16 protein-coding genes and 1 tRNA gene are annotated in these 20181 nt (G+C 47.4%); 14 read left to right on the forward strand and 3 right to left on the reverse strand.

Annotated features, from left to right (window positions below):
- Positions 1-124: 124 nt before the first annotated feature.
- From DXA55_RS08835 to DXA55_RS08865, 8 genes are all read left to right on the forward strand, one after another.
- On the forward strand, positions 125-1537 hold the full coding sequence (locus tag DXA55_RS08835) for an amidophosphoribosyltransferase (RefSeq protein WP_117813789.1): 1413 nt from the start codon (positions 125-127) through the stop codon (positions 1535-1537).
- A 95-nt stretch (positions 1538-1632) separates the two neighbouring features.
- Positions 1633-3192: a response regulator transcription factor gene (locus tag DXA55_RS08840; protein ID WP_117813791.1), complete on the forward strand. Its 1560-nt coding sequence runs from the start codon at positions 1633-1635 to the stop codon at positions 3190-3192.
- A 198-nt stretch (positions 3193-3390) separates the two neighbouring features.
- A complete protein-coding gene (locus DXA55_RS08845) occupies positions 3391-4332 on the forward strand; it encodes an ABC transporter permease (protein ID WP_242998437.1) in 942 nt (313 codons plus the stop codon).
- Positions 4333-4370: 38 nt separating this feature from the next.
- Positions 4371-5282 carry a carbohydrate ABC transporter permease gene (locus DXA55_RS08850; RefSeq protein WP_117760703.1) on the forward strand — a complete coding sequence of 304 codons (912 nt, stop codon included), beginning with the start codon at positions 4371-4373 and terminating at the stop codon, positions 5280-5282.
- A 56-nt stretch (positions 5283-5338) separates the two neighbouring features.
- Complete coding sequence (locus DXA55_RS08855; protein WP_158565063.1) at positions 5339-7009, forward strand: extracellular solute-binding protein; 1671 nt, start codon at positions 5339-5341, stop codon at positions 7007-7009.
- Between the two features lie 192 nt (positions 7010-7201).
- Positions 7202-7942: a hypothetical protein gene (locus DXA55_RS18680; RefSeq protein ID WP_330415193.1), complete on the forward strand. Its 741-nt coding sequence runs from the start codon at positions 7202-7204 to the stop codon at positions 7940-7942.
- Entirely contained in the window at positions 7933-9180 is a 1248-nt protein-coding gene (locus tag DXA55_RS18685; protein WP_243110705.1) for a TIM-barrel domain-containing protein, read from the forward strand. The genes DXA55_RS18680 and DXA55_RS18685 overlap by 10 nt, the downstream gene beginning before the upstream one ends.
- A gap of 233 nt (positions 9181-9413) precedes the next feature.
- Entirely contained in the window at positions 9414-11168 is a 1755-nt protein-coding gene (locus DXA55_RS08865; protein WP_117813797.1) for a sensor histidine kinase, read from the forward strand.
- A 139-nt stretch (positions 11169-11307) separates the two neighbouring features.
- Here DXA55_RS08865 and DXA55_RS08870 read toward each other — a convergent pair whose 3' ends face one another.
- Together DXA55_RS08870 and DXA55_RS08875 are read right to left on the reverse strand one after the other, a co-directional pair.
- Complete coding sequence (locus tag DXA55_RS08870; RefSeq protein ID WP_117813798.1) at positions 11308-13260, reverse strand: glycoside hydrolase family 31 protein; 1953 nt, start codon at positions 13258-13260, stop codon at positions 11308-11310.
- Positions 13261-13411: 151 nt separating this feature from the next.
- Entirely contained in the window at positions 13412-14320 is a 909-nt protein-coding gene (locus tag DXA55_RS08875) for an AraC family transcriptional regulator (RefSeq protein ID WP_117813801.1), read from the reverse strand.
- A 130-nt stretch (positions 14321-14450) separates the two neighbouring features.
- Here DXA55_RS08875 and DXA55_RS08880 point away from each other — a divergent pair, with 130 nt between their 5' ends.
- Both DXA55_RS08880 and DXA55_RS08885 read left to right on the forward strand, forming a co-directional pair.
- Positions 14451-14798, forward strand: coding sequence for an MATE family efflux transporter (locus DXA55_RS08880; protein WP_022462408.1), 348 nt, complete (start codon positions 14451-14453; stop codon positions 14796-14798).
- Positions 14795-15415: a sugar O-acetyltransferase gene (locus DXA55_RS08885; RefSeq protein WP_117813803.1), complete on the forward strand. Its 621-nt coding sequence runs from the start codon at positions 14795-14797 to the stop codon at positions 15413-15415. Before DXA55_RS08880 ends, DXA55_RS08885 begins: the two co-directional genes overlap by 4 nt.
- A 168-nt stretch (positions 15416-15583) precedes the next feature.
- Here the strand turns inward: DXA55_RS08885 and DXA55_RS08890 are convergent.
- Positions 15584-15656, reverse strand: a tRNA-Phe gene (locus tag DXA55_RS08890).
- 180 nt (positions 15657-15836) lie between these two features.
- Here DXA55_RS08890 and DXA55_RS08895 point away from each other — a divergent pair.
- The 4 genes from DXA55_RS08895 to DXA55_RS08905 are packed head-to-tail and all read left to right on the forward strand — an operon-like array spanning position 15837 to position 20114.
- Positions 15837-17588 carry a B12-binding domain-containing radical SAM protein gene (locus DXA55_RS08895; RefSeq protein WP_117813805.1) on the forward strand — a complete coding sequence of 584 codons (1752 nt, stop codon included), beginning with the start codon at positions 15837-15839 and terminating at the stop codon, positions 17586-17588.
- 41 nt (positions 17589-17629) lie between these two features.
- Positions 17630-18367 (forward strand): 3'-5' exonuclease, encoded by a 738-nt coding sequence (locus tag DXA55_RS08900; RefSeq protein ID WP_055220616.1) that lies wholly within the window; start codon positions 17630-17632, stop codon positions 18365-18367.
- Between the two features lie 24 nt (positions 18368-18391).
- On the forward strand, positions 18392-18550 hold the full coding sequence (locus tag DXA55_RS17065) for a hypothetical protein (RefSeq protein ID WP_022462412.1): 159 nt from the start codon (positions 18392-18394) through the stop codon (positions 18548-18550).
- A 55-nt stretch (positions 18551-18605) separates the two neighbouring features.
- A complete protein-coding gene (locus DXA55_RS08905; RefSeq protein WP_117813807.1) occupies positions 18606-20114 on the forward strand; it encodes a VanW family protein in 1509 nt (502 codons plus the stop codon).
- The last annotated feature ends 67 nt before the right edge of the window (positions 20115-20181 follow it).

Here is a 20181-nt window from a genome sequence, read left to right on the forward strand (position 1 = left end):
TGTTACACTATAACAGAAAAGAAAGTATGTGCAAATCGAAACGGTGTAAAAGGACCATGGCCCGAATTACCGATACGTTTCGCATCACAAGGGAGAAAAAATACAAAAGAGAGGTAAACGACAAATGGGAGGCTTTTTTGGAGTTGCATCAAGAGAAGACTGTACGCTGGAACTGTTTTATGGAGTAGATTATCATTCTCATCTCGGTACAAGACGAGGAGGAATGGCGACCTATGGAGCAAATGGTTTCAGCCGTGCAATCCACAATATAGAAAATTCCCCGTTTCGTACAAAATTTGAGCGCGATGTAGCAGAGATGGAAGGCCATCTTGGTATCGGATGCATTTCCGACTATGAACCGCAGCCGCTCCTGATCCAGTCACATCTTGGAAGCTTTGCGATTACAACCGTTGGAAAGATTAACAACATGGACAAGCTCCTGGAGAATGTTTATGGAAACGGACGGACGCATTTCCAGGAAATGAGCACCGGACAGATCAATGCCACAGAGCTGGCAGCATCTCTGATCTGCAGCGAAAAAACGATTACGGAAGGTATTCGTCATCTGCAGGATGTGGTGGATGGCTCCATGACGCTGCTTTTGATGACGAAAGACGGAATTTACGCCGCCCGTGATAAAAAAGGCCGTACGCCACTTGTCATTGGTAAAAAAGAGGGCGCTTACTGTGCCTCCTTTGAAAATTTTGCTTACCTGAATCTTGGCTATACCGATTATCATGAACTGGGACCTGGAGAGATCGACTTTATCACACCGGAGAGCGTGGAGATGCTTGTTCCGCCGCAGGAGGAGATGAAAATCTGCTCTTTCCTGTGGGTTTACTACGGCTATCCGACAGCATCGTACGAGGGGATTAACGTCGAGGAGATGCGATATCACTGTGGTGCCATGCTTGCAAAACGTGATGCGGGAAGTGATGTTCACCCGGATCTCATTGCCGGTGTGCCGGATTCCGGTATCGCCCATGCGATTGGCTACGCCAATGAGTCTAAAATTCCATTTGCAAGACCGTTTATCAAATACACTCCGACCTGGCCGCGTTCCTTTATGCCGACCAATCAGGAGCAGAGAAACCTGATCGCACGCATGAAACTGATTCCGGTACAGGCACTGATCGATCAGAAAAAGCTGCTTTTGATTGATGATTCCATTGTGCGCGGTACACAGCTTCGGGAGACGACTGAGTTTCTGTATCAGAGCGGTGCAAAAGAAGTTCATGTCCGCCCGGCATGCCCGCCGCTGCTGTATGGATGCAAGTTCCTGAACTTTTCCCGTTCCAAATCCGAGCTTGATCTGATTACCAGACGGATCATCCTCGAAAAAGAAGGAGAAAATGCAGAAAAAACACTGGAGGAATATGCAGATCCGAAGAGCGACCGCTACGAATCCATGTGCCAGGAAATCTGCCGCCGTCAGAACTTTACCAGCCTCCGGTATCACCGCCTCGATGATCTGGTAGAATCCATTGGACTGCCGAAGTGCAAAATGTGTACCTATTGCTTTGACGGAAAAGAATAAAAAGGATATAATAGTTTTTAAGCAGGCCAACTGGCAGAATATTCTATGTAAGTGGAATCTGCCGGCTGGCCTTAAAAAATATTGGGGGCTTTTTTATGGCAATTACTATTCTGATCGTGGATGATGATAAGCTGCTGGTCGATAAGCTGGAAGAGACTGTGAACTGGAGTAAAATCGGAATCGATATGGTTTTTACGGCAAACAATATCCGCCAGGCGCAAAAACTGCTGGAAGAATATCCAATCGAAATGCTTTTGTGTGACATCGACATGCCACAGGGAAACGGGCTGGAACTGCTCGAATGGATCCGATATAAAAAACTGGATATCGAATGTGCCTTCCTGAGCAGTTATGCAAATTTTGCCTATGCACAGATGGCGCTGAAACTTTCATCCAGAGAGTATCTTCTGAAACCGATTTCCAATACAGATCTGGAAATCGCGCTTCTTCGTTTGGTCGAGATTGTAAAGGAAAAACAGCAGAAGACAAAAGCACAGGAAAATACAGAACAGAAAGAAAAGAAACTATGGGAAGATCTTCTGATCCAGTGTATGCAGGAAGAATACTGGATCGAGCAGGCAAAAAAGAAATATGACGATCCGGAAGAAAAATTCTGCCTGATCCAGCTGCGTGTTCTGGAGATTCCTTCGAAAGAATATTATAAAAAAGAAATCAGTCTGGAGAATTTTGTGATTGAGAATGTCACGACAGAATTTTTTGAAACAAGAGGGCGGCGTGTGGAAGCCATTGTCCATGCCAGTGATCTGGAGTGGGCGATTGTACTGCGGAACGTGATCCGAAATGCAGGGGATGAAGAAAAGCTGGAGGAATGGAGAAAGTGTCTTTCCGGTGCGGTTCCGGCAAGATTCTGTACCTATATGGGAAAACCCGTTACGCTGGAAGAGATTCCAAAAAGCCGGGATAAACTGGAAGAAATCGAAAAATACGCCGTGCCGGATGAGACAGGAATTTTGTACGAAGACCGCTGGTACTTTGTGGAACGTGAATATCAAAAGCCATCCTGGAAAACGTATCTTGCAGAAATGGAGCAGACGGACTCTGTGCAGCAGGTAAGGAAATCTCTGCAGGGCTATATTACACAGCGCCGGGCTGCGGGTGGAATGCGAAAAGATTTTACCGTTCGTTTTATCGGAGAACTGGTTCAGACGGTTTATGGCTATTTAAAAGACCGTGGAATCGCTTTTGAACAGATTTTTGAAAGAGAAGAATTCGAGCACAGAAGACGAGAAGCCTGTCTTTCTGTAGTTGGAAGCCGGGAATTTATCGAATATCTGTTTGCTGTACTGGAGGGACAGAAAAAGAGCGAAACACACAGCGACAATGTGGTGGATCAGCTGAAAAAATATATTGAACAGAATCTGGGAGAAGATCTCTCACGGCCGGTGCTGGCAGGAAAAGTCTTTCTTTCGGAAGATTATGTTTCCAAACTTTTTATGAAAACGACGGGAATGTCGTTGCCAAATTATATCGCCGAGCGCAGAATTGAACGGGCAAAAGAATATTTGCGCACATCATCCCTGCCGATTAGCAAAATTGCGATGGAAGTCGGGTACGGAAATTTTTCCTATTTCAGTAAAACGTTCCGGGAGCTGGTTGGATGTACGCCAAATGAATACCGGAGCCGTCAGAAATAACAAAAAAATGGTGTCAATAACAAAAAAACGTGATAGATAACAAAAAACAGATTTTACTTAAAAAAAGACGTTGCGAAAACGTCTTTTTTTTAATATACAGACTGCCGGAAAATGTTAGAAAAATGAGGCGAGTTTTTGTATAATATGTTCATCGGTTGAGACGAGAAAAAGAAATCTAAAGGAAAGAAGGGATGATATGTGAGCGCCAACCATAGTAAAACCAAAAAGAAGAGTTCCATAGGATTTGTAGAGGGAGTGAGAAGAAGCAGGCCATTATATTTACTGATGCTTCCTTCCATTATCATTTTTGCACTGTTTACGTACTATCCGATGTACGGAATTGTGATTGCATTTAAAAACTTTACACCTGCGGAAGGAATTATGGGAAGCAGCTGGGCTGGGCTGAAATACTTCAAACAGTACTTTAACTCCTATCAGTTCGGTCTGACCATTAAAAACACAATTATCATCAGTCTTTACACCATCGCGGTAACATTCCCGCTTCCGGTTATCATGGGACTGCTGGTTAACCAGATGAAGGCACAGAAGTTTAAAAAATTCTTCCAGGTATCAACCTATCTGCCGCACTTCATCTCCACCGTTGTTATGGCCGGAATGCTGATCCTGTTTCTTTCCCCAAGTACAGGTATTATCGCAAAGCTGGTGGGACTGCTTGGATTCAAGCTCCCGAACCTGATGGGAAGTGCAAAAGCATTCCCGCACATTTATGTATGGTCTGAGGCATGGCAGCATGTAGGATGGGACAGTATCCTCTATATCGCAACACTTTCCTCTGTAGACCCGACCCTGTATGAAGCGGCAACAATGGACGGTGCCAACAAATGGCACAAAATGATCCACATCGACGTTCCGGCTCTGCTGCCGACGGCAACCATCATGTTTATCATGAGAATGGGAAGCGTTATGAGCATTGGATTTGAGAAGGTTTACCTGCTGCAGAATACACTGAACAGTACTTCAAGTGAGATCATTTCCACCTATGTGTATAAGATGGGTCTTGTGAGCAGCCAGTACAGCCTTTCCGCTGCAATTGGCCTGTTCAACAACATTATCAACCTGATTCTTCTTCTGGCAGTCAACTTCATTTCCAGTAAAATGAGTGATACCTCACTGATCTGACAGAATTTTGAGCCTACATAGGAATGGAGAGCAAAAATATGAGTAAAGCAAAAGCAGTATCAACAAATAAAGTAAAGAAATCCAGAGAAGACTGGATTTTCGATATCATCCTGTATACGATCGGCGTGCTTCTGATCATCATCACCCTGTATCCGATGTACTTCATCATCATTGCATCGTTCAGTGATCCGGCAGCCGTATCCAACGGACAGATTATGTTCCTTCCGAAAGGAGTTAACTTCAAAGGATACAAACAGCTGGCGAGCTATGCAAAGCTGTGGACCGGCTACCGTAACACGATTGCTTACGTAATTATGGGAACACTTGTGACAATTGTTGTCAATATTCCGGCTTCCTACGCGCTTTCCAGAAAGCATTTATATGGAAGAAAATTCTTCACGGCATTTTATCTGATCCCGATGTTCTTCACCGGTGGTCTGATCCCGACCTACCTGGCAGTACAGAGATTTCATCTGCTGGATACCTTCTGGGTTATGGTTGTTCCGTTCTCCGTTGTAACGTATTACATCATCGTAGGACGAACGTTCTTCAACAACAGTATCCCGGAGGATCTCTGGGAGGCGGCGCAGCTGGATGGATGTGGATACCTTGGATTCTTCTTCAAGATTGTGCTTCCGCTTTCCAAAGCCGTTATCGCTGTTATTGCCCTGTGGGCAGCAGTAGGACAGTGGAACTCCTACTTTAATGCATTGATTTATATCCGAAGCGAAAGTCTGCAGCCGCTGCAGATTGTCCTTCGAAGCATTCTGGTCGGCAATCAGACCATGAGTGCCATGAGTACCGGCGCTGCAGCCGTTGAGGCAAAGCAGATGGCCGATCTTATCAAATACGCGATCATCGTGGTTTCCTCCGCGCCGATCATGTGTATGTACCCGTTAGTGCAGAAATACTTCAATCAGGGTGTTATGCTCGGATCCCTGAAAGGCTGATCCTGCGGACAGGAGAGAAGTATTGCAAATAAAAAAATCATAAAGGAGAGATGATGATGAGAAAGAAAACGAAAATGGCCTGGAGCGTTGCTCTTTCGGCCGCAATGGCAGCCGGACTGCTTGCAGGATGTGGAAGTAATGGAGGAGCGGAAAGTACGAGTGGAAGCACTGCAGCAAGTTCTGCCAAGACAGAATCTTCTGCCAGTGACACGACAGATACCAGTGACCGCCCAACCTATAAGATTGCAACGGTAAGATGGACCGATACCTGGCCGACCGATTTCCTGCATGAAGGCGTCATGAAAGAAATCGAGGACAAGATGAATATCAACATCGACTGGCAGGTTTATTACAACAGTGACTGGTCCGAGCAGAAATCTCTGCTGCTGGCTTCCGGAGACCTCCCGGATGCATTTCTTGGCTCCATCTGCTTAACACAGGCAGATATGGCACAGAACAAATCGGCATTCCTGGATCTGACAGATCTGATCGAAAAAGATATGCCGAACCTGAAAGCAGCCTTTGAGGCTGATCCGGAACTGAAAGCAGTCTGCACCAGCCGTGACGGAAGAATCTACAGCTTACCGAAGAAGCTTCCGCTTCGTCCGAAGGTTTGCGGCGATGTTATGTGCATCAACCAGGAATGGCTGGATAACTTAGGACTGGAAACACCGAAGACCTATAAAGAGCTGGAAGAGGTTCTTGTTAAATTTGCAACAGAAGATGCTGATGGTGACGGGGATCCGACCAACGAAATCGGTATCACAAATTCAGCAGGCAGCGGACTGTTAAGCGGTGATCTGCGCCACATTCTTTCCCCGTTCGGAACCATGGTAAGCCGTGACGGAAACTACATGGGACTGAATGGCGAAGGAAAACCGGTCTTCATGCCGATGGAAGAAAATTACAAAGAAGCAGTAAAATGGATGCGTCAGTTATGGGAAGAGGGCGTTGTTGACCCTGAGTACTTCACACAGGATGGTTCCATGAAGACAGCAAAACAGCAGGCAGATGGAGGTTCTCAGGTAGGTCTTATCTTTGGATGGACTGCAGATGCTGAGGTTGGCCCGAACGTAAATCAGTTTAAGACCCTTGAGGCAGTAGAAGGCTACGATGGAAACCACTACGTAGAAGCAGCAACCAATTACCTTGATATCTCCGACCGTGAGCTCATGATCTCCAAAGACTGTAAAGATCCTGACACCCTGCTGAAATGGGCGGATGAATTTTACACCGATCTTGCATCGTTACAGACCTTCTATGGTACGATCGGAAGCCAGATCACAGACAATGGCGACGGAACCTACAATGTAGATGTGCCAAGCGATGGATCTTCTCTGGATACTTCCGCATGGTCCAACTCCTTACGTGACTTCGGACCAAAATACATGAACGGGGATTTCTATGACAAAGTTTCTCTTCCGGAAGATCAGGGTGATGGTATCAAACTGGCAGACGATGCAATCAACGAGAAATATGTTGATACTGAGAAAAACTGCGGATTCCCGATGGTTCAGTATACCGACGAAGACCTTTCCAGAATCACGGCAATCGGAACCGATATCTATAAATATGTAGAAGCACAGTATGCACACTGGGTAGTAGACGGCGGCATCGATGATGAATGGGATTCCTACATCGATCAGCTGAAAGCTATGGGTATTGACGAGTTCCTCCAGATTCAGACAGATGCTTACAATGCATACAAAGAAAATCTGGCAAAATAAACAGAAAATAACATTACCTGTAAGAAGCAGGCGTTGATCCGGCGGATCAATGTCTGAGGTGCAAAACAGCAGGAGAAACGGCAGGCCAGAAATGACCTGCCGTTTTTGACAAAAGGAGGATTTTTACATGTTTTTGGAAAAAGAGGGTAAGTTAATTTATTCCTACGATGGCGAGACCGTCTGCATCGAAGCGTGGGGGAAAGATGCACTGCGTGTACGCGCGACAAAAAATCGAGCTTTACCGGCCGTGACTGGGCGCTGGAAGCAAAGGACGCGCATGCGGGAGAGGTTGAAATCTTTGAGGATCCATCAGCAAAAGGCGGAGCCTTTGCCAATATGTATGAGGGAACGGATACTTCCTACGGAAAAATCACAAATGGAAAGCTTCATGCAGTGATCGATTCCGGCAGCGTCATTACGTTCTATCATGAGGATGGAAGAGTTCTGTTAAAGGAGCATTTCCGCCGTCTGCGCGATGAGGAAAGCATGCCGCTCAACATCATGGGACGCGAGTACAGCAACGGCGTCGGGGATAATTTCCGTATTGTAGCGCGGTTTGTAGCAAGAAAAGGTGAGAAAATCTTCGGAATGGGACAGTATCAGCAGCATGAGCTGGATCTGAAGGGCTGTATGCTGGAGCTGGCACAGAGAAACTCACAGGTCAGTGTTCCGTTCTATCTTTCCAGTATCGGCTACGGCTTCTTATGGAACAATCCGGGCGTCGGACAGGTGATGTTTGCGAATAATGGAACGGAATGGGTAACGGAATCCGGGAAAGAAATCGATTATCTTGTGATTGCAGGTGATATGCCTGCCGAGATCGAGGAGAATTATATGACGCTGACCGGAAAACCGCCGATGATGCCGGAATATGGCATGGGCTTCTGGCAGTGTAGCTCCGCTACTGGAACCAGGAACAGCTTCTGTCTGTAGCAAGAAAATACAAAGAACTCGGTGTACCGCTTGATGTGATTGTCGTCGATTTCTTCCACTGGACGAAGCAGGGCGAGTTCAAATTTGATCCGAAATACTGGCCGGATGTGCCGGGTATGTGCCGCGAATTAAAGGAGATGGGAATTCAGGTTGTTGTATCGGTATGGCCGACCGTCGACATTTATTCCGAAAACTTTGAGGAGATGAAAGAGAAGGGCTATCTGGTTCGCACGGAGCACGGTGTACCGCTGACGATGCTCTGCGGTGGAAATGAAGTCTTCTTCGATGCAACCAACCCGGATGCAAGAACGTATGTCTGGGAAAAAATCAAGAAAAATTATTACGATCAGGGTGCAAAACTCTTCTGGCTGGATGTGGCAGAGCCGGAATACAGCGTTTACGATTTCAAGAACTACCGCTATCAGCTCGGAAGCGTACAGGAGGTCGGAAATATTTATCCGAAATATTATCTGAAAGCGTTCTATGATGGCATGACGGCAGAAGGCGATACTATGCCAATCAGCCTGATCCGTTCTGCCTGGGCAGGCAGCGCGAAATATGGTGCGCTCGTATGGTCAGGCGATATTGTAAGTACCTTCGAGTGCTTCCGGCGCCAGGTACAGGCAGGGCTTAACATGGCGATTGCCGGTATTCCGTGGTGGACCACCGATATTGGCGGTTTCCACGGCGCCAGAACCGACGACCCGGATTTCCATCGTCTGTACATCCGCTGGTTTGAGTACGGATGCTTCTGTCCTGTCATGCGTCTGCATGGAAACCGCAATCCACAGGAGGGCTACGGTGCAGAGCAGATCGGCTCCGGCAGCGATAATGAGATCTGGAGTTTTGGCGATAAGGCATATGAAATTTCAAAGAAATATATTTTCCTGCGTGAGCGCCTGAGAGATTATATCCGGACACAGATGAAGAAAGCACATGAGGACGGAACTCCGATGATGCGGCCTGTTTTCTATGATTTCCCGACAGATCAGGAAAGCTGGAATGTGGAGGATGCTTATCTGTTCGGACCGGATCTCTATGTTGCACCTGTGATGGAGGATCACGTAACGGAGCGCGAGGTTTATCTCCCGGATGGAACAGCATGGTTTAACGCATGGACCGGAGAAAAGTATGAGGGAGGACAGAACGTAACGGTTGCTGCACCGCTGGATACTATTCCGGTATTCGTAAAAGAAGGAGCGGATGCAGAAAAGCTGCTGAACATTTTCTCTGAATAAGAGAATGTTACCGCTCACCGGTAGCAGGCGAACGGCAACAAAGAATCCTGTTCTCACCATGTGAAACACGGACTTTGCATGCACAAAGCGAAAAAATGTGATATAATGGGCTGTGTTACAAAGAACATAGCTGCAAATATATTCCGTGAGTGTAAAATGACTGCCGGAGCTGCGCGGTAAGGTGCGGCGTCCGGCAGTTGCTCTGTAGAAAAAAAAGAGGGGTGGATGTGCTTATGAATCTCTGGCAGAAAGGAAAACGAAGGATGCTGCATAGCGTTCGAATACGCAGTATGAAGGATACGTCACTGCGGCTTGGAACTCCGGTTTTTCTGGTCCTGATGGGGCTTGTTGTCTGCCTGCTCTGGGGCGTTTGGGAAAACCGCAAGCTGGCAGATAAATATATTGCCGATACGGCAAAGCTCTATGTCGATCAGATCAACCGTGATATGTCGCAGATCAACAGTGAACTGATCTATCTGCTGGATTCTGACAGCAATATCAAAGAAATCCCGGATCAGATAACATCGACAGATGCTCAGTATTATGAAATGGAGCAGACGCTGCGGGAGCGAAACCGTGTGCTGAAAATCCGTTACCATGAGGTACAGACCTTCTTCGTCTACGGTCAGAAAGCCAATGTTCTGATTACGGACAGCGGAACTATGTTTACCGAGAGTAAGGGAATGACAACGCTGAATCAGATGCTGATGTCCTATCTGCAGATTATGACATCAAAGGATTCGATCAGCACACAATGGACTGTGATTACGTTTGGCGACGACGACTATATTGTCGGCTGGTACGCGAAAAACAAAAAAGTCATAGGCTGCGTCATCAATCTGAATCTGATTTTCCGGACCATCCGCGCCAAAACAGAGGAGTATGATGTCATTCCGTTTATGGTAGATGCCAGAGGGCGCGTGATGACGCAGGCAGACACATCGGAAAAATATAAAAATGAGATTATCGATTTTTCCAAAGCGGGAGAGAAAAAAGAGAAAAATGCGACGGTCTATTCCTACCAGCTTGGCACGGTCGGAAAAATCAATCTCATGGTTCTGCCGGGAGGCGGTATTCTTGAGAATGTACTGATTATGCAGATTGCATTCGTCGTCCTGATCGCGGTTCTTCTGATTGTCTGCGCATTGGAAATTACAGCATATTACCACCGGATTCTGGAACCGCTGGAAAAATTCGGACAAAAACTGGAGGAGCTGGAAAAAGAGCAGAGTCTGAATGACGATGGAAGCAACAATCTGTTAGAGCTGGAGTCTGTGAGCGGCAAATTCAAGGAACTGCTGCGGAAAATACAGGGATTGAAAATTGCGATCTACGAAAAAGAGCTTGCCGAACAGAAAGCCGAGCTGGAATACACGCAGGAACAGATCAAGCCACACTTCTTTCTGAACTGCCTGAGCCTGATCCATGGCATTGCGGATAAGAATAACGAAGGCGAGATCGTTGAGATCACAACGGTGCTGTCCGACTATATGCGCTACATTTTCCAGGATTCCAAGAAGCAGCGCGATGTGGAGGAAGAGCTGGAACACATTGAGGCATATATCCGCATCCAGAAGCTGCGGTACGGAGAAGAAGCCTTTTCCTTTGAAGCAACGACGGATGGTGATATCGGAGAATGGAAGGTTCCGTCTCTTCTGCTGCAGACACTGGTGGAAAACTCCGTAGTACACGGTGTATCCCTGGACCGGAAGAGTGAGATTTCCCTATATCTCACAAACGAGACGTACGAGGACGGTGAGTACCTCTACATCTGTATTTCCGACACCGGAAACGGATTTTCGAAAGAGGCACTGGATGCAATCGAAAACGACACGCCTATCATCTACCACGGCCGTCACCATGTCGGCATCTCCAATATAAAACGCCGCCTGGCGCTGATGTACGGCGAACGGGCGAGCATTACGTGCTCCAATATGGATGAAAATTACGGAGCCGTCGTAGAGGTGCGGCTGCCTAAAACAGAATAAAGCGAAAAGAAAAAAGCGGACCCGGAGAAACATAGAGGGTTCCCGCCTTTTTGCGTGAAAAACTGCAGGAGCTTCCGGAACCTGATGGCTCCGGGAAGCTCCTGCAAAGGGGGAGATGATTCAAAAACTGTTTTCTGTATCAGATACGGGAAACTCCGTCATCGGTATAACGCTCGTAGGAAGCGCCTTCGTATCCGACCATGCGGATGCTTTCCTCTTTGATATCCGGTATGGATTCTGCAAAATCAGCAACCGGGATTGCGCAGCCTTTGCGGATGAAGAGCGGAACCTCATTCAGGGCAACTTCTACATAGTGGATACCTTTTGGAAGAACCTCCTGGAACATGTTTCCATTGCCGAGGAATTTTACAAACATCATTTCTTCCGGCAGATATACGTAACGGCCGATGGCATTCTGGGTGTAAACCGGTGCGATCATGATCTCATTACCGATCATCAACTGATCTTCTGTATTTCTTGCCAGTTTGTCGTCCGGATAAACGAAGGCAAGCGGTTTGAAGTACATATCGTCGTTTAAAGCAGCCTTCATGTACTCGCTGTACAGATACGGAACGAGGCGGTAGCGGACGCCGATGACGTTGCGGAAGTCCTCGATATGCTCAAACTGGTAAGGTTCCTGCTCACGTGTTCCGAGTGCGGCATGGTTTCTCATCAGAGGAGTGAAAACACCAAGTGCCAGCCAGCGGAGCAGCAGGTCTCTTGTGGTATTTGCACCGAATCCGCCGAGGTCGGCTCCGGTATAGAGGAAACCGCACATGTTGAGGGACGGCATCATCTTCAGGTTCAGCAGGATGTGTGACCACCACGAGCAGTTGTCTCCGGTCCAGATTCCGCCGTAACGGTGCATGCCGATGTAGGAAGAACGGGAGAACATCAGGATTCGCTTATCCGGGGAAATTCGTTCAAAAGCTTCACCGGCAGAACGTGTCATGTTGTAGCCAAACAGATTGTGTACCTTGTCATGGCGGACCTGTTCGCCGTTTACGTTGTGATAGAAGCGTTTATAGTCCTCATGGTTGTTTGCCAGTGCCTGAAGCTTTCCGCCTACCATGTAGTGCGGAACCTCCGGGTCACCTTCCACATATTTCTTTGCAGTCTCCTTGAAATCAGCAAGGCCTTCCTGGGAATAGAAGATGGATGGCTCGTTCATGTCATTCCAGAAGGCATCGATTCCCTTGGAAACGAGAACATCGTATTTGTCACCAAACCATTTTCTGGCATCTGCATTTAAGACATCCGGGAAATGAGTCCAGCCCGGCCATACAGTAGCTTCGAAGTAGGAGCCATCCTCACGGCGGCAGAAGTAGCCTTTTTCACAGCCCTCTTCGTAAATGTCATAACCCTCTTCGACTTTCACACCGGCATCGATGATCGGAACGAGATGGATCTTTTCTTTTTTCATATCCTGTACAAATCCCTCGAAATCCGGGAAACGTTCTTCATTTACGGTGAAGTCCTTGTAATCCTGCATGTAGTCAATATCCATGTAAACCATATCGAGCGGCACATGGTTTTCGCGGTATTTTTTCACTACCGTGCGGAAATCATCCTCTGTTTTGTAGCCCCAGCGGCTCTGACCGTAACCGAAAGCAAACTTCGGAGCAATGTAGCTGCGTCCGATGATGCCGCGGAACTGTTTTACGATATCAAGATCGGAATCACCGGTGATCATGTAAACGTAGAGATCTGCGTTTTCGCAGGAAACAGTCATTGTATCGGAAGTCGTGTAGCCGATATCGAAACGCAGGGTGCCCGGATAATCGAAGAAGAATCCTACGTGTGTCTTGCCGGAGATGATGATGAAGTTGTGTGCTGCATACAGAGAGGTTTTGCTCTCTACGTGGTTTGGATCATCAGCGCAGTCACTGATGTAAAGAAAACCGCGTTTGTTGATGCCGCGGTTGGCTTCGCCAAGTCCGAATACCATGTCCTCGTCAGCAAGCTTTGTAGTGAAGGAGAAGCCGTTCTCGGTGGAGAAGGTACCGTAATCCGGGTTTCCTTCGGAAGAGGGGATCTCTTTTACGACAGCTTCGGTTTCAAATGGGGTTCCGTAGACAAATTTTTTTACCATGTCATCCTCCTTGTAAAATAAATGGAAAATATAGTGTTTTGGTTAGGTTTAGCGCAACACCTTTGTAATTTTATTATAACAGGGATCGGAAAAATGTCTAGCAAAATTCTTCCTTTTTTTAACAAAAAAACGTGTACAGAAAAAAATCAGGTTATGTTGGCAGGCCTTCTGCGCGTTTCCGGAAATCTCTCGGCGTACAATGGTAAGTACGCAGAAAAATTTTGGAATAATAACTCTGATGATTGAAACCGCATGCGGTACAGATTTCCGCGATGGACATTTTGGTTGTGTTTAGCAGATGACAGCTTACTTCCAGACGGTAATGATTCAGAAAATCAATTGGGCTCTGGCAAAGATAGCGGCGGAAAATCTGACAGCATTTATTGCGGCAGACTTTTCCGGCGGCGGCGATCTCTTCCAGATTGATGGATTCATTGTAGTGGCTGTAAATATAGGAAACCATATCGCGCTGGATCAGAAGATCTGGATCCTGTGAGACGGCGGTGTTGCCGTCCGGCATCATCGGATGCGTGCGCAAAAGACGGCACCACAAAAGGGAAAGCAGAGCAGCAGCCTCGATTTCGTAGGCGGTTGGCTGTTCCTTCTTCAGCCGGAGAATTTCCGGGAGGGTCTGCAGCGCTTCAGTATCTTCCGGATTTTCCGGCTTCAGATGAAGATATTCCAGAGCCGGATTCGAAAGAACCGGCGTAATATAAGACTGGTACAGAACGCTGTTCGCGGTGAGGATTTTCGGATGGCACAGGATACAGATAAAGTCACATTCCTGGCCGTTTTCAGAATATCCGTAGTGCATCTGGCGGGAATTGACGATAATCGCCTCCCCGGCGTTTAAAAGGACTCTTTTTCCATTGATATAGTAGTTCATCTGACCGGAGCGGATCTGTACCCATTCGATATCCTCATGCCAGTGGCAGAGCGCCCGGTGATCTGGATAGGAAGAAAGCAGTCCTTCCCGGATATAAAGCGGAATGCCGACTTCATCGTAGCGGACGATCTCGGATGCGTCCTGCATGACTTTTGTAATTGGGTCATTTATCATAAAAACCTCCGTGAAAAAGTACAATTATTATAAAAAATAAGGAATATTGTCGTAGAAAAAACGCAAAACCTAAGATAATATGATTATAACATATACGTGTATGGAATAAAACAGAAAAAAGGAAAAAGAAATGAAAAATCAGAGGGAAATCAAGAAAAAAGATCCAGAATTCTACCGGAAACTTCTTGCACTGCTGATCCCGATGGTTGTACAGAATCTGATGAATGCACTGGTAAGTGCGTCCGATGCGTTAATGGTCGGTACGCTGGACCAGAATTCCCTGTCTGCAGTTTCGCTTGCCACACAGATTTCTTTTGTCCTGAATCTCTTTTATGCGGCGATTACGATCGGAACAACGGTCATGGTCGTTTATTTCCTGCTGAATCTGGATGAAATGATTAAGCTTCCTGCCGTTTACAGACACTATAAAAAATATCAGTGGGTGAATAATATTACCAGGGAGGATACAGAACAATGAAAAACGTAGAGAGAAGAGACAGACAGTTACCGTACATTTCCGATGCAGAGGTCATGGAGCAGCAGATGAATGCGAGAAGACTGACGCAGAAACTGAACACCATCGACCGTTCGGATTTTGACGGAATCGCAGCCATTGTAAAAGAACTGTTTGGAAAATCCGAGGGTGCATTTGTCAATCCGCCATTTTACTGTGACTATGGCTTTCATATTGAGGTTGGAAAAAATTTCTTTGCAAATTATAACTGCACCATTCTCGATGTGGCAAAGGTAAAAATCGGAGACAACTGCCAGATGGCGCCGAACGTTGCCATCTATACTGCAGGTCATCCGGTGCATTCGGCGGCAAGAAACAGTGCGTATGAATACGGCATTGAAGTTACCATCGGAGATAATGTCTGGATTGGCGGAAATACCGTTATTTTACCAGGTGTACATATCGGAGATAACGTTGTTATCGGCGGCGGAAGTGTTGTAACAAAGGACATTCCGGACTGGTCGATTGCAGCAGGAAATCCGTGTAAAGTCATTCGGAAGATTACCGAAGAAGATAAACAGTACTATTTCAGAGATAGAAAATTTGATGATGAAGCATGGGAGGTAATCAAAAATCTGTAAAAACGAAATGTTTTCTTGGGCAGTTATGCGACGAAAAAAACTCTGTACCGTATCCATCCGGGAATTTCCGGGGATGCGGTGCAGAGTTTTTTTGCGATAGGAGACAGGAGATTCTGCCGGATTTTGCTGTGGCAAAAAATGTGAATCCTGCTTTTGTGCAGCAAAAAATGCCCAGAGCCGGAATCGAACCAGCGACACGAGGATTTTCAGTCCTCTGCTCTACCAACTGAGCTATCTGGGCATTTTGATTTCCTGTTGGAAACCTCTGTTAATATAACATGGATTCGCGAAAATTGCAACTGTTTTATCGAAAATCGCGAAAAAATTGTGCTTTTGGAGGAATGGCGGTGTATTTTCGTTCGAGAATGTGGTAGTATAAAAGATATGCAAAGAGGAACCAAGGAGAAGTATTAGAAAGATTATGAAAATTATTCTGACTGCGGTCAACGCAAAATATATTCATTCCAATCTCGCAGTTTATACGCTGCAGGCAAGCGCGGAGAAAGCCGGCGTGTTCCCGGAGATCCGCGAATTTACGATCAATCAGTCAAAGGATTCCATGCTGCGAAGCCTGTTTCTGGCGCGTGCAGACGTTGTCTGCGTTTCCTGCTACATCTGGAATATATCAATCGTAGAGGATCTGATTACAGAATATCATAAAATCAGTCCGAAAACAAAGATCTGGCTTGGCGGGCCGGAGGTTTCGTACCATGCAGAGGAGATGCTGGAGCAGTATCCGTTCCTTGCCGGAATTATGAAAGGCGAGGGAGAAGTGACTTTCCGGGAAATAGCAGTTTATTATCAGAACCAGGAGAATGGGATGGAGGGGAAAACGCTGGAGGAGATCCATGGCATTACATACCGTGATGCAGACGGTGCAGTCAAAAGCAACCCGTGGCGTCCGGTTATGGAGCTGTCCGAGGTGGATTTTCCCTATGCAAACCTGAAAAAATTTGAGAACCGCATCATTTATTATGAGTCGAGCCGTGGCTGTCCGTTCTCGTGCAGCTACTGCCTTTCTTCCATTGATAAAAGGCTCCGGTTCCGAAATCTCGATCTCGTAAAAAAGGAGCTTGCCTTCTTTTTGGAGCAGAAGGTACCGCAGGTTAAATTTGTAGATCGTACCTTCAACTGCAAAAAAGATCATGCAATGGCGATCTGGAAATTCATCGCAGAACATGATAATGGTGTGACAAATTTCCATTTTGAAATTGCTGCCGATCTGATTACGGAAGAAGAGCTGGAACTTTTGAATACGCTGCGGCCGGGACTCGTACAGCTCGAGATCGGCGTGCAGTCTACGAATCCGCAGACGATCGAAGCAATTCACCGGAAGATGGATTTTGGAAAAGTGACAGAGATTGTCAATCGGATTGCGAAAGGAAGAAACATCCACCAGCATCTGGACCTGATTGCGGGACTTCCCTACGAGGACTATGCAAGTTTCCGCCGTTCTTTTGCGGATGTCTATGCGCTCCGGCCGCAGCAGCTGCAGCTCGGATTTTTAAAAGTGCTTCGAGGCTCCTTTATGTATGAGCATACGAAAGAATATGACTGCCATTATCAGGAACGGGAGCCGTATGAGGTGCTTTATACAAAATGGCTGCCGTATGATGATGTGCTGAAACTGAAAGACGTGGAAGAGATGGTAGAAGTCTATTACAACAGCGGTCAGTTTGTCCACACGCTGCCGATGATCGAGCGGTTGTATGAGAACCCGTTCGACTTCTTCCAGGAACTCGGTGATTTCTACCGGGCGAAGGGCTACAGTGAGGCGGCGCATAACCGGATCCAGCGGTATGAAATTCTGCTCGAGTTTTTACGGGACGAAAAACAGCAGGACGAAGCATTCTTCCGCCAGATGATGGTACTCGATCTGTATGCGCGGGAAAATATGAAGACGCGGCCGCATTTTGCAAAGGATCCGTCGGAATGGAAAAACGAATCGCGTGATTTTTACCAGAAGGAAGCCGAAACGAGAACGCTTCTGCCGTCGTATACGACATACGATTGGAAGCAGCTGCAGCGCATGACGCATGTGGAAGTTTTTGATTACGATGTGCTCGGAAACGGGGAAAAGGCGCGTACGGTACTCCTGTTTGATTATCAGAAGCGCGATCCGCTGACGGGAAATGCGGAGATGATCGACTGTAGTGAGCTTTTTTACGCTTGACATTTCAAAAGAACATGAGATACTAGAAAAGGTAATAAAAGATGAAAATACAAGATTTTGTAGTGCTCGATCTTGAGACAACGGGTCTTTCTGTAAAGGAAGACCAGATTCTGGAGATCGGTGCAGTAAAAGTGCAGGGCGGAGAGGTCACGGCATCGTATGAGACTTTCGTCAATCCGGGCAGAAAAGTGCCGGAGCGGATCACGGAACTCACCGGAATCCGGGATGAGATGATTGCGAATGCGCCCGATGTGGAGACTGCTGTCCGCGGCTTTCTGGATTTCTGCGGCGGCCTGCCGCTTCTGGGGCACAATATTCTGTTCGATTACAGCTTCATCAAGCAGGCAGCGATAAATGCCCGTCTGGACTTTGAAAAAGAAGCGTGGGATACGTTGAAAATTGCACGGAAAGCCCTCCCGGATCTGGAGAGCAGAAGCCTTGAAGCACTCTGCGGCTACTATCAGATCCCGCGGGAACACGCACACCGTGCAATGGACGATGTGCTGGAAACGCTGGCACTGTTCCGAAAACTGGAAGAAGGATTTTCGGAAGATCACCCGGAATGGTTTGCCGCAGCGCCTCTGAAGGCCAAAATGAAACGTGAGGTTCCGGCGACGGAGGCACAGAAAAAATATCTGGCGGATCTGATCCGGTACCATGAGCTGGATCTCGAACCGGAGTGGGGAGCACTCACAAAAAGCCGTGCATCCCGCATGATCGATCAGATTATTCTGGCACATGGAAGAATGGAAAAACGACAGAGAACTGAGAAAAAATAGAAGAGAAAAAGAAAGGATGGAACGATGAGTAATAAAGTCAATCGAAAAGCCCCGACAGAGGCACAGAAAAAGAAGAAAGATCCGCTGGCAAAGAAGAGAAATGCAGCAAAGATACTGGCATTGATTCTTGCAGTGGTTATGGTGCTTGGTATGGTTCTTCCAGCACTTTTATGGCTGGTGTAAAGAGATTCTGTAAAAGACAGAGTGAAATGGGAAACGGATCAAGAAGAGGCACAGTATGAAAAACAGCAGAAAAATGAGAGGCCTGCAGGTGATGCTTATCGCATTCGCATTCTGCTTTCTGGCAGAACCAGTCAAAGCGGATGGCCGGACAGCGCTGGACGGAATCTATGTAGAAGACATTTCCGTCGGCGGTATGACCGAAGAGCAGATCACACAGGCAGTAAACGACAAAATTGAACAGTTAAAACCCTCGGTTATCAACCTGTCTGCCGGAGAGCAGAATGCACAGGTGACAGCAGGGGATCTCGGACTTTCCTGTGCCAACCCGGAGGTGGCAAGAGAAGCCGTCACAATCGGGCAGGAAGGCAATGTACTGAAGCGGTTCCTGACACAGAACCGGCTCAAAAATGGAGAGACGGTGACGTTTTCCCTGAAATATACAGTCGATGGCGAGGCAGCGCGCCAGGCGGTAGAAAACAACACAGCCGTGCTGAACCGCGAGGCAACAGATGCAACGCTGACCCGCGAAAACGGCGAATTTGTCGTCAATCCGGGCCAGACCGGATGCAGCGTCAACGTGGATGAGTCCACGGCGAAGGTTGTCAATTACCTGACGACAAGCTGGCGGGGCGGCATCGGCGGCGTAGAACTGGTAACAGAAGAAACACCGGCAGGCGGTAATCCGGAGCAGCTTGCACTTGTCAAAGATCTGCTCGGCGAGGGTACGACGGAGTATGGCAACGGTACGAGCGGCAGAAAACAGAATGTCGCAGTCGGCGCAGAGAAGATTAACGGAACGCTGGTACAGCCGGGCGAGGAATTTTCCGTAGAGGCGGTCGTTGTGCCGTTTGATGCGGAAAATGGTTATGCACTGGCAGCATCGTATGAGATGGGCAAGGTCGTCGATTCGTACGGCGGCGGTATCTGCCAGGTTTCCACAACGCTCTATGTTGCTGTCTTAAAAGCAGAGCTTGAGGTGACGGAGCGGTACAGCCATTCCATGATTGTCCACTATGTGGATCCGTCGATGGATGCGGCGATTGCAGAGGGATTGAAAGACCTGAAATTCATCAACAATACGGATGCGCCGATTTATATTGAGGCGAGCGCGGACGGAAGCACCCTGCATTTTGCCATCTACGGCCATGAGACGAGAGATCCGAACCGCACGGTCCGCTATGAGAGTGAGACGACAAACACGGAGGATCCGACGCCGAGCCTGACGGAAGATGCGAATGCATCGTTTGGAACAATTGAACAGACATCGTACGGCTATCAGGGTTCGACGGCGCGGCTGTGGAAGATTGTGAATGACAATGGAAATGAGACGAAGGAGCAGGTGAATTCCAGCACTTACCGCATGACATCGGATGTCTATACCGTGGGAACAAAGACGGACAATGCAGCGGCGCGTGCGGAAATGCAGGCGGCGATTGCGGCAAATGATCTTGCAAAAGCAAAGGAAGTTGCAGCGAAATACAGCCAGAGCAGTTCGTCATCGAGTTCTTCGGAGAAGAAGGAAGACAGCAGCGATACAGAGAAAACGGAGGACGATGAGGACTAGGCGTTTTCTGGTTACTGTTCACTTAGCAGTGAAACACTTGCTGTTTCGTTGCGTAAGAACATGACGT

The sequence above is a fragment of the Blautia sp. OF03-13 genome, assembly GCF_003460685.1.
Classification (GTDB): domain Bacteria; phylum Bacillota; class Clostridia; order Lachnospirales; family Lachnospiraceae; genus Fusicatenibacter; species Fusicatenibacter saccharivorans.